The sequence below is a fragment of the Streptomyces sp. C genome (genome assembly GCF_000158895.1).
In the GTDB taxonomy this organism is placed as follows: domain Bacteria; phylum Actinomycetota; class Actinomycetes; order Streptomycetales; family Streptomycetaceae; genus Streptomyces; species Streptomyces racemochromogenes.
The window spans coordinates 2,247,008-2,257,358 of record NZ_GG657750.1 but is presented as its reverse complement, the minus strand read 5'-3'; the positions used below and the strand labels follow the sequence as shown (position 1 = coordinate 2,257,358).

9 protein-coding genes and 1 pseudogene are annotated in these 10,351 nt (G+C 71.4%); 6 read left to right on the top strand and 4 right to left on the bottom strand.

The features are described from left to right. Positions 1 to 69 precede the first annotated feature (69 nt). A complete protein-coding gene (locus tag SSNG_RS10000) occupies positions 70 to 669 on the bottom strand; it encodes a DUF3043 domain-containing protein (RefSeq protein ID WP_241695015.1) in 600 nt (199 codons plus the stop codon). A gap of 287 nt (positions 670 to 956) precedes the next feature. Between SSNG_RS10000 and SSNG_RS09995 the strand changes: the two genes are divergently transcribed. Then, complete coding sequence (locus SSNG_RS09995; RefSeq protein WP_007263702.1) at positions 957 to 1,751, top strand: PspA/IM30 family protein; 795 nt, start codon at positions 957 to 959, stop codon at positions 1,749 to 1,751. Positions 1,752 to 1,765: 14 nt separating this feature from the next. Further along, positions 1,766 to 2,044 carry a hypothetical protein gene (locus SSNG_RS09990; protein ID WP_007263701.1) on the top strand — a complete coding sequence of 93 codons (279 nt, stop codon included), beginning with the start codon at positions 1,766 to 1,768 and terminating at the stop codon, positions 2,042 to 2,044. 101 nt (positions 2,045 to 2,145) lie between these two features. Here SSNG_RS09990 and SSNG_RS09985 read toward each other — a convergent pair whose 3' ends face one another. Next, the gene (locus SSNG_RS09985) at positions 2,146 to 2,913 is read right to left on the bottom strand and encodes a hypothetical protein (RefSeq protein ID WP_007263700.1); all 768 of its coding nucleotides are present in this window, start codon (positions 2,911 to 2,913) and stop codon (positions 2,146 to 2,148) included. A gap of 70 nt (positions 2,914 to 2,983) precedes the next feature. Between SSNG_RS09985 and cobS the strand changes: the two genes are divergently transcribed. The 3 genes from cobS to SSNG_RS09970 all read left to right on the top strand — a co-directional run bounded on the left by cobS (position 2,984) and on the right by SSNG_RS09970 (position 7,815). Further along, entirely contained in the window at positions 2,984 to 3,805 is an 822-nt protein-coding gene (cobS, locus tag SSNG_RS09980) for an adenosylcobinamide-GDP ribazoletransferase (protein WP_007263699.1), read from the top strand. Positions 3,806 to 3,818: 13 nt separating this feature from the next. Next, positions 3,819 to 4,532: a response regulator transcription factor gene (locus tag SSNG_RS09975; protein ID WP_007263698.1), complete on the top strand. Its 714-nt coding sequence runs from the start codon at positions 3,819 to 3,821 to the stop codon at positions 4,530 to 4,532. 145 nt (positions 4,533 to 4,677) lie between these two features. Continuing rightward, on the top strand, positions 4,678 to 7,815 hold the full coding sequence (locus tag SSNG_RS09970; protein ID WP_007263697.1) for an efflux RND transporter permease subunit: 3,138 nt from the start codon (positions 4,678 to 4,680) through the stop codon (positions 7,813 to 7,815). A 74-nt stretch (positions 7,816 to 7,889) separates the two neighbouring features. Here SSNG_RS09970 and nadA read toward each other — a convergent pair whose 3' ends face one another. Next, positions 7,890 to 9,068 carry a quinolinate synthase NadA gene (gene nadA, locus SSNG_RS09965; protein ID WP_042800821.1) on the bottom strand — a complete coding sequence of 393 codons (1,179 nt, stop codon included), beginning with the start codon at positions 9,066 to 9,068 and terminating at the stop codon, positions 7,890 to 7,892. Positions 9,069 to 9,440: 372 nt separating this feature from the next. On the opposite strand from nadA, the gene SSNG_RS09960 reads away from it, so the two are divergent. Next, positions 9,441 to 9,797, top strand: coding sequence for an iron-sulfur cluster assembly accessory protein (locus tag SSNG_RS09960; protein ID WP_030029080.1), 357 nt, complete (start codon positions 9,441 to 9,443; stop codon positions 9,795 to 9,797). 71 nt (positions 9,798 to 9,868) lie between these two features. Here SSNG_RS09960 and SSNG_RS09955 read toward each other — a convergent pair. Continuing rightward, positions 9,869 to 10,351, bottom strand: a pseudogene (locus SSNG_RS09955) (hypothetical protein); the annotation flags it as partial.

Genomic DNA, 10,351 nt, shown 5'->3' with positions numbered 1-10,351 from the left:
GCCACAGCCGGGCTCCCCCCGAGAAGCCCTCCCCCGACGATGCCCCTGTTGCTCCGGGCGTCGCTGCGGTCAGGGCCGCTCTCCGCGCTTGACCTGCGGCTTGGGCAGGCGCAGGCGACGCATCTGGAGGGTGCGCATGAGGCCGTAGGCGACGGCGCCGCGGCGCGGCTCGTCGGCGAAGCGCTCGTTCAGGGCCTTGCGCAGGCGGAACCACAGCCCGATGGAGTCGAGGATGATCAGGACGATCACGCCGAGCCACAGCATCAGGGCGACGTTCTGGATCGAGGGCACCCGGATCATGCTCAGCACGAGGATGACGACGGCCAGCGGCAGGAACATCTCGGCGACCGAGAAGCGGGAGTCCACGAAGTCGCGGACGAACCGGCGGACCGGCCCCTTGTCGCGGGCGGGCAGGTAGCGCTCGTCGCCGTTGGCGAGGGCCTCGCGCTGCCTGGCCATCTCTTCGCGGCGACGCTCGCGGGCTCGCTTGGCGTCCTCCTTGCGGTTGCCGGTCGAGGCCACCACGGCCTTGCGCTGCGACTGGGCCACAGCACGCTTCGGCGTCGGGCGGCCCTTCGGGGCCTGCGGGTCACGGGGCTGCGAAGGGCCGGCGCTCACCTTGTCGGCGGCGGAGGCCTTCTCTTCCTTGGAGGAGCGGCTACCAAACACAAAACCCAAGGGTACGTGGTCGGGGCCACCGGCCCCACCCCGGCGGGGAACGATCCGGCAACGGCGGGCGTCTACCGAGTGCGGGCCTCTTTCCGGTACCCGGGATTCCGGGCTGCCGGGGTCTCGGGGATCACCTACTCCTTACGCCTGATACGGCACCGGGGTACTCGTCCTGGAGGAGGAGCGCATCCGTACTCGAACAGTGCGGTAATAGAGGCAGGGCCCGTACTGTGGGACCTGCCGGTGACCTGGAGCACAGTCCGTCTAGAAGGGGGCGCGCGAAGCCCATGAGCGGTGTCATGAAGCGTATGGGGATGATCTTCCGCGCGAAGGCGAACAAGGCCCTGGACCGGGCCGAGGACCCGCGCGAGACCCTCGACTACTCCTACCAGAAGCAGCTGGAGCTGCTCCAGAAGGTGCGCCGCGGCGTCGCCGACGTGGCGACTTCCCGCAAGCGCCTGGAGCTCCAGCTGAACCAGCTCCAGAGCCAGTCCGCCAAGCTGGAGGACCAGGGCCGCAAGGCGCTCGCCCTGGGCCGCGAGGACCTGGCCCGCGAGGCCCTGTCCCGCCGCTCCTCCCTCCAGCAGCAGGTCAGCGACCTGGAGGTGCAGCACCAGACCCTCCAGGGCGAGGAGGAGAAGCTGACGCTGGCCGCGCAGCGCCTCCAGGCCAAGGTGGACGCCTTCCGTACGAAGAAGGAGACCATCAAGGCCACCTACACGGCCGCCCAGGCGCAGACCCGCATCGCGGAGTCCTTCTCCGGCATCTCGGAGGAGATGAGCGACGTCGGCCTCGCCATCCAGCGGGCCGAGGACAAGACCGCCCAGCTCCAGGCCCGGGCCGGGGCGATCGACGAGCTGCTCGCCTCCGGTGCTCTGGACGACCAGAGCGGTCTGGGCTCCAAGGACGACATCCAGGCCGAGCTGGACCGCCTCTCCGGCGGCACCGACGTCGAGCTGGAGCTCCAGCGGATGAAGGCCGAGCTGGCCGGCGGCCAGTCCGCGCAGCAGCAGGCCATCGAGGGCGGCGCCCCCGGCACCGCGCAGCCGCAGCAGACCCAGCACCGGTTCGACAAGCAGTAGGACAGGGGCCCGTCATGATTGTCCGCATCATGGGGGAGGGCCAGCTCAGCCTGGCCGACGAGCACTTCGCCGAGCTGAACAAGCTGGACGACGAGCTCCTGGAGGAGATGGAGTCCGGCGACGAGGCGGGCTTCCGGCGCACGCTGGGCGCACTCCTCGACGCGGTGCGGCGCCTGGGCAGTCCGCTGCCGGACGAGGCGCTGGAGCCGTCCGAGCTGATCCTGCCCGCGCCCGACGCCACGCTCGAAGAGGTGCGGGAGATGCTCAGCGACGACGGCCTGATCCCGGGCTGAGACGGCCGGGGCACGCACGCCGTCACCGCGAAGGGCCCGCACCGTGCCGCACGGGGCGGGCCCTTCGCGCCGTCCGGCGGTCTTTCGCGCTGTCCGGCGGTCTATTCGCGCCGGTCGCCGGCGGGGTGCTTCTCCGGGTCGGACAGCCCGCTGATGAAGTTCTCGAACTTGCGCCGGGGCCGGGCCCAGCGCCGGTCGTGGTGGAAGGCCCGCAGCCCGGCCTTGGCCCGTGCGCGCGGGCGGTTGGCGTAGAAGCGCTTGGCGTACGGGGACCCGGGCCGGGCCAGCCGCACCGACCCGATCAGCGCGACGAAGGGGATCACCAGGCCGAACATCGCCGTGCGCGGCTTCCCCTTCCACAGGGCGATCAGGGCGAGGAAGAAGTTGGTGGCGGTGTTCATGACGACGAGCCCGCGGCTGTGCCGTTCCTCCGCCGACAGCTCGTTGACCCCGAAGGGCAGGAAGCCGCCCAGCACCAGCGCCACCACGGCGGCCGTCAGCACCACGATCTCCACGCTCTTGCGGCCCTGTTCGCTCCAGTAGACGTCGTCCAGGTGCAGGATCAGCGCGAACTCGTCCAGCACCAGGCCCGCCCCCAGACCGAAGAGCACCGCCGACAGCCCGGCGCCGAAGCTGTGCCCGCCGCTGCCGATCGCGCCGAACCCGCCGATGATGACGAGGACCACGCCCGGCACGACGTGGTGGACGTGCAGCCCGCCCGGCGTGATGTTCTTGAAGGGGCCCCGGCCGGCCCGGATCAGCCTCGTGATCACCCGCGTGACCAGGAACGACAGCACGAAGGACAGCAGGGCGAGGAGCAGGGGGAGCTTGCCCGGCTCGATGATGTTCCGTTCCCACCAGTGACCCACGACACCCGCTCCCCATATGACACGTATTGAGCAATTTACCGCTCACCGTAAGCGGGTAGCGTTCGCGCCGATGACAGACTCGACCGATGATCCGCTGCCGCGGCCGCCCGGCGAACGCGCCTCCCTGGCCGACGGGATCCGCTTCGCCTTCGGCACCCTGACCGTCCTGCCCGCGCGCATCACCCGCTGGGACCGGCCCGCCGCCCGCACCGGCATGGCCTGCGCCCCGCTCGCCGGCCTCGCCGTCGGCCTGCTCGCCGCCCTGCCCGGGACGCTCCTGCTGCTCCTCGGCGGCGGCCCGCTGCTCGCCGCGGCCGTCACCGTCGCCGTACCGGCGGCGCTGACCCGCGGACTGCACCTGGACGGCCTGGCCGACACGGCCGACGGGCTGGGCAGCGCCAAGCCCGCCGAGGACGCCCTGCGGATCATGAAGCAGTCCGACATCGGCCCCTTCGGGGTCATCTCCCTCCTCGTCGTCTTCCTGGTCCAGGTGGCAGCCCTGGCCAACGCGTACGCCGACAGCTGGATCCGCGGCGCCCTGGCCGCCGTGCTCGCCGCCGTCGCCGCCCGCCTCGCGATGACCCTGGCCTCCCGCGAGGGCGTCCCCGCCGCCCGGCCCGAGGGGCTCGGCGCGGCGGTGGCCGGCGTGGTCCCGCACCGTGCCGCCGCCTGCGTGGCCGCCGCCGTCGTCACCCTCGCCGCCCTGACCGCCCTCCCGGCGGGCCCGTTCGCCGCCGCGCAGCACGCGGCCGCCGTCCTCGCGGCCCTGCTCACCGCCGAACTCCTGCTCCGCCGCTGCGTCACCCGCTTCGGCGGGGTCACCGGGGACGTCTTCGGCGCCGTCTGCGAGGTCGCCGCGACCACCGTCCTGCTGGTCCTCGCCCTCGGCTGAATACCCTGACGGCATGACCGATCCCGCCGACGCCGGCCCCGCCCGCATCCGAGTCCTCCTCGCCGACGACCAGGCGCTGCTGCGCAGCGCGTTCAAGGTGCTCGTCGACTCCGAGGCCGACATGGAGGTCGTCGGTGAGGCCTCGGACGGAGCCCAGGCGTACGCCCTCGCCCGCGAACGGCGGGCCGACGTCGTCCTCATGGACATCCGGATGCCCGGCACCGACGGACTCGCCGCCACCCGCATGATCAGCGCCGACCCGGAGCTGTCGGACGTCCGCGTGGTCATGTTGACGACCTTCGAGGTCGACGAGTACGTGGCCGCCGCCCTGCGCGCCGGCGCCTCCGGCTTCCTCGGCAAGGGCGCCGAACCCGACGAGCTCCTCAACGCCATCCGCGTCGCCCACGCCGGCGAGGCACTGCTCTCACCGGCCGCCACCAAAGGCCTCATCGCCAGCTTCCTCGCCCAGGGCGGCCGCGCCGACGCCCCCGCCACCGGCACCGCCCACGCCGAACGGCTCGCCACGCTGACCGGGCGCGAGCGCGAGGTCCTCGTACAGGTCGCCGGCGGGCTGTCCAACGACGGCATCGCCGCCCGGCTGGAGGTCAGCCCGCTGACCGTGAAGACGCACGTCAACCGGGCCATGGCCAAGCTCGGTGCCCGCGACAGGGCGCAATTGGTGGTCATCGCGTACGAATCGGGACTGGTCCGGCCGCGCGCCGAGTGACCCGCGGCGCACCGCGGTAGGACGGAGTACTGCGGACGCGGTATGCCGCACACAAGGACGGCACCTGGGAGCGACGCAGCGGGCTTGCCGGGTGCGCAAGGCTGGAGGGGCCCTCGCGAACGACCAGCAGAGAGATCCCACACCCATGTCCTGGCTGTCCCGCTTCAGCCTCGCCCAGAGAGCGCTGGTCGGCCTCGTGTCGATCGTGGCGCTCCTGTTCGGCGCCATAGCCATCCCGCAGCTCAAGCAGCAGCTGCTCCCCTCCATCGAACTCCCGATGGTCTCCGTGCTCGCGCCGTACCAGGGCGCCTCGCCCGACGTGGTCGAGAAGCAGGTCGTCGAGCCGATCGAGAACACCCTCAAGGGCGTCGACGGCATCACCGGCATCACCTCGACCGCCAGCGAGGGCAACGCCCTCATCCGCGCCACCTTCGACTACGGCGACAGCGGCACCAAGCAGCTCGTCGCCGACGTCCAGCAGGCCGTCAACCGGGCCCGCGTCCGGCTGCCCGCCGAGGTGGACCCGCAGGTCGTGGCCGGCTCCACCGACGACATCCCGACCGTCGTCCTCGCCGTCACCTCCGACAAGGACCAGCAGGCGCTCGCCGACCAGCTGAACCGTTCCGTCGTCCCCGTCCTGGAGGACATCGACGGCGTCGGCCAGGTCAGCGTGGACGGCGTGCGCGACCTCCAGGTCACCATCACCCCCGACAACGCCAAGCTCGCCGCCGCCGGCCTCGACGGCGCCGCGCTCGCCGAGGGCCTCCGGGCGGGCGGTACGACCGTCCCCGCCGGCTCCTTCGACGAACAGGGCAGGAACCGCACCGTCCGCGTCGGCTCCGGCTACACCTCGCTCGCCCAGCTGGAGGACCTCCGGCTGACCGCGGGCCCCGGCAAGCCCGTCGTCCGCCTCGGCGACGTGGCCGCCGTCAAGCAGGAGCCGGCCAGGGCCGACTCCATCACCCGCACCAACGGCAAGCCCAGCCTCGCCCTCGTCCTCACCATGGACAAGGACGGCAGCGCCGTCGCCATCTCCGACGCCGTCAAGGACAAGCTCCCCGAGCTGCGCACCACGCTCGGCTCCGGCGCCGAGCTGACCGTCGTCAGCGACCAGGGCCCGGCCGTCGCCCGCTCCATCTCGGGCCTGACCACCGAGGGCCTGCTCGGCCTCGCCTTCGCCGTCATCGTGATCCTGGTCTTCCTGGCCTCGATCCGCTCGACGCTGGTCACCGCGGTCTCCATCCCGCTGTCCGTGGTCCTCGCACTGATCGTGCTGTGGACCCGCGACCTGTCCCTCAACATGCTGACGCTGGGCGCCCTCACCATCGCCGTCGGCCGGGTCGTCGACGACTCGATCGTGGTCCTGGAGAACATCAAGCGCCACCTCGGCTACGGCGAGGAGCGCGAGGCCGCGATCACCACCGCCGTGAAGGAAGTGGCCGGCGCGGTCACCTCGTCCACCCTCACCACCGTCGCCGTCTTCCTGCCGATCGGCCTCGTCGGCGGCATGATCGGCGAGCTCTTCGGCTCCTTCTCGCTCACCGTCACCGCCGCCCTGCTGGCCTCGCTGCTGGTGTCCCTGACGGTCGTGCCGGTCCTGTCGTACTGGTTCCTGCGCGCCCCCAAGGGCGTCTCGTCGGCGGACGCCGAAAGCCGGGCGAAGGCCCGCCGCGAGGCGGAGGAGAAGGAGGCCAACAGCCGCCTCCAGCGCTTCTACGTACGGGTCCTCGGCTTCGCCACCCGCCGCCGGCTGACCAGCGTCGCCATCGCGGCCGTCGTCCTCGTCGGCACCTTCGGGATGACCCCGCTGCTGAAGACGAACTTCTTCGACCAGGGCGACCAGGACGTCCTGACGGTCAAGCAGGAACTGCCCGCCGGCACCTCGCTGGCAGCCTCCGACGAGGCCGCCCGCAAGGTGGAGAAGGCCCTGGACGGCATCGAGGGCGTCAAGGACCACCAGGTCACCGTGGGCTCCTCCGGATTCCTCGCGGCCTTCGGCGGCGGAACGGGCACCAACCAGGCCTCCTTCCAGGTCACCCTGGACGACGCCGGCCAGTCCGACGCCGTCAAGAAGCGCATCCAGGACGCCCTCGGCAAGCTCCAGGGCATCGGCGACACCTCCATCTCGGCGGGCGGCGGCTTCGGCAGCCAGAACCTGAGCGTGGTCGTCAAGGCCGGCGACGGCGCCGTCCTCGCCAAGGCCGCCGAACAGGTCCGCGCCGAGGTGGCCACCCTCAAGGACGTCACCGACGTCCAGAGCGACCTGGCCCAGTCCGTGCCCCGCATCTCGGTCACCGCCACCCCCAAGACCGCCGAGGCGGGCCTGAGCCAGGCCGCGCTGGGCGCGATCGTCGCCCAGGCCGTCCGCGGCAACCCGGTGGGCAAGGCCGTGCTCGACAACACCGAGCGGGACGTCGTCATCCGCTCCACGCAGCCGGCCGCCACCCTCGCCGAGCTCCAGGCCCTGCCGGTCGGACCCGCCAAGCTCGGTGACATCGCCGAGGTCAAGGAGGTCCCCGGCCCGGTCGCGATGACCCGGATCGACGGCGCCCGCGCCGCCACCGTCACCGCCAAGCCGGTCGGCGACAACACGGGCGCGGTCAGCGCCGCGCTCCAGTCCAAGCTCAAGGCCCTGGACCTGCCCGAGGGCGCCACCGCCGCCATCGGCGGGGTCTCCGAGGACCAGGACGAGGCCTTCGCCTCGCTGGGCCTGGCCATGTTCGCGGCCATCGCGATCGTGTTCATGCTGCTGGTCGCGACGTTCCGTTCGCTGGTCCAGCCGCTGATCCTGCTGGTCTCCATCCCCTTCGCGGCCACCGGCGCGCTGGGCCTGCTCATCGCCACCGGCACCCCCATGGGCGTCCCCGCGATGATCGGCATGCTGATGCTCATCGGCATCGTGGTCACCAACGCGATCGTCCTGATCGACCTGGTCAACCAGTACCGGGCGCAGGGCCTGGGCGTCGTCGAAGCGGTCGTCGAGGGCGGCCGCCACCGCCTGCGCCCCATCCTGATGACGGCCCTGGCGACGATCTTCGCGCTGCTCCCGATGGCGCTGGGCGTCACCGGCGAGGGCGGGTTCATCTCGCAGCCGCTCGCGGTGGTCGTGATCGGCGGCCTGGTCAGCTCGACCCTGCTGACCCTGCTCCTGGTGCCGACGCTCTACACGATGATCGAGCTCCGCAAGGAGCGCCGCCGGGCGAAGCGCAGGGCCCGCCTCACGGTGGTCCCGTCCGCGTCGTCGGCGTCGTCCGCCTCGGACGACACCCCGGTCAAGGTCTGAGCAACGTACGAAGGGGCCCCGGCCGGCGTCGTCGACGCCGGCCGGGGCCCCCTTCGCGTTCCGCTCCGCGACCGCTACGGGAGGGAGAGCATCCGCTCCAGCGCGAGCTTGGCGAAGCTCTCCGTCTCCTTGTCGACCTGGATCCGGTTGACGAGGTTGCCCTCGGCCAGGGACTCCAGGGTCCACACCAGGTGGGGGAGGTCGATGCGGTTCATCGTCGAGCAGAAGCAGACCGTCTTGTCGAGGAAGACGACTTCCTTGCCCTCCGGGGCGAATCGATTCGCCAGGCGGCGGACCAGGTTCAGCTCGGTGCCGATGGCCCACTTGGAGCCGGCCGGGGCCGCCTCCAGCGTCTTGATGATGTACTCCGTCGAACCGACGTGGTCGGCGGCCGCCACGACCTCGTGCTTGCACTCGGGGTGCACCAGCACGTTCACGCCCGGGATGCGCTCGCGCACGTCGTTGACCGAGTCCACCGAGAACCGGCCGTGGACCGAGCAGTGGCCGCGCCACAGGATCATCTTGGCGTCGCGCAGCTGCTGGGCGGTCAGGCCGCCGTTCGGCTTGTGCGGGTTGTAGAGGACGCAGTCGTCCAGGGACATGCCCATGTCGCGGACGGCGGTGTTGCGGCCCAGGTGCTGGTCCGGGAGGAAGAGCACCTTCTCGCCCTGCTCGAAGGCCCACTCCAGGGCCTTCTTCGCGTTGGACGAGGTGCAGATCGTGCCGCCGTGCTTGCCGGTGAAGGCCTTGATGTCGGCGGAGGAGTTCATGTACGAGACGGGGACCGTCTGTCCGGCGATCCCGGCCTCGGTCAGCACGTCCCAGCACTCGGCGACCTGCTCGGCGGTGGCCATGTCGGCCATCGAGCAGCCGGCCGCGAGGTCGGGCAGGACGACCTTCTGGTCGTCCGAGGTCAGGATGTCCGCGGACTCGGCCATGAAGTGCACGCCGCAGAAGACGATGTACTCGGCCTCCGGCTTGGCCGCCGCGTCCTTGGCCAGCTTGAAGGAGTCGCCGGTGACGTCGGCGAACTCGATGACCTCGTCACGCTGGTAGTGGTGGCCGAGGATGAAGACCTTGTCGCCGAGCTTCTCCTTCGCGGCGCGGGCGCGCGCCACCAGGTCCGGGTCGGACGGCGAGGGAAGGTCGCCGGGGCACTCCACCCCGCGCTCGCTCTTGGGGTCGGCCTCACGGCCGAGCAGCAGCAGGGCAAGGGGCGTCGGCTGGACGTCCAAAGGCTGGGCGGTGGTCACGACACGCACCCTTTCTGTTCTGCGACAAGGAAATCTGGGACTGCGGGGGGTTTTGATCGACACTTCTCGTCTATTTGACGCTATCTATCATAGCCGCTTCACGTCACTTTGACGATGCCGATAGTGTCGATGTGACGCATTCGCCCGGTGCGGGGCGGGTGCGGGGCGGGTGCGGGGCCGGTGCGGGGTACGCCACTCCACCGGTCCTCGTCGCGGGGTCCACCGGGCCGCCGGGGTGTGCGAGCATGAATCGAGAAAACGAGGCGCCGGACCCGGAATGAAACCGCGGTCCCGCTGGTTGCCATCGACGGCAAGAGTCCGACGTTTCCCCAGCCACCGGCGGGGAGCCGCCCACTTCGGGAGTGAATGCAGATGTCCGTACAGGACGACAAGACCACTGTGAGCGACGGCATCCTCCTGTCCGACGCCGCCGCCGAGAAGGTCCGCACCCTGCTGGAGCAGGAGGGCCGCGATGACCTCGCGCTGCGCGTCGCCGTCCAGCCCGGCGGCTGCTCCGGCCTGCGCTACCAGCTCTTCTTCGACGAGCGTTCCCTCGACGGCGACGTCGTCAAGGACTTCGACGGCGTCAAGGTCGTCACCGACCGCATGAGCGCCCCGTACCTGGGCGGCGCCTCCATCGACTTCGTCGACACCATCGAGAAGCAGGGCTTCACGATCGACAACCCGAACGCCACGGGCTCCTGCGCCTGCGGCGACTCGTTCAGCTGAGCCGCAGGGCTTGACGCCGAAGGGCCCGGGCCCGGTCGATTCCGACCGGGCCCGGGCCCTCGCGCGTTGTCCTACTGGCGGGGGATCGGCTTGCCCGACGTGGCGTCGACCACCTTGCGGTCGCCGAGCGGCTGCTGGAGCGTCGCCGTCAGAGCCATCTCCTGCGCGATCATGATGCAGGCCTGACCGGGCTTGTTCGGCGTGTCCGTGATCTTCACCAGGACCGAAGCCCCCTCCTCCCGGGCCTCCAGGGCGTAGGTGCTGCACACCCCGCCCCAGAAGTTCACCGTCAGCGTCCGGTCGGCCTGGGCGTACGAGAACCCGGGCACGGTGTGCGGCTTCGACGGCACCGCGGTGCCCGCGTCCTCGGCCGCGGCCGGCTGGGCCACCGTGCGGGCCGGCTTGCCCTGCGAGCCCGCCACCTCGAACAGCCAGGCCGGCACGAGGCCCCGCCCGCCGTCCACGGTCCCCGCGACCAGCCCCAGTACGGCTCCCCGCACGCTCTCGGTCCGCGGCGGCTTCATCGGCCGCGGCTCCGGGTTGCAGGGCAGGGT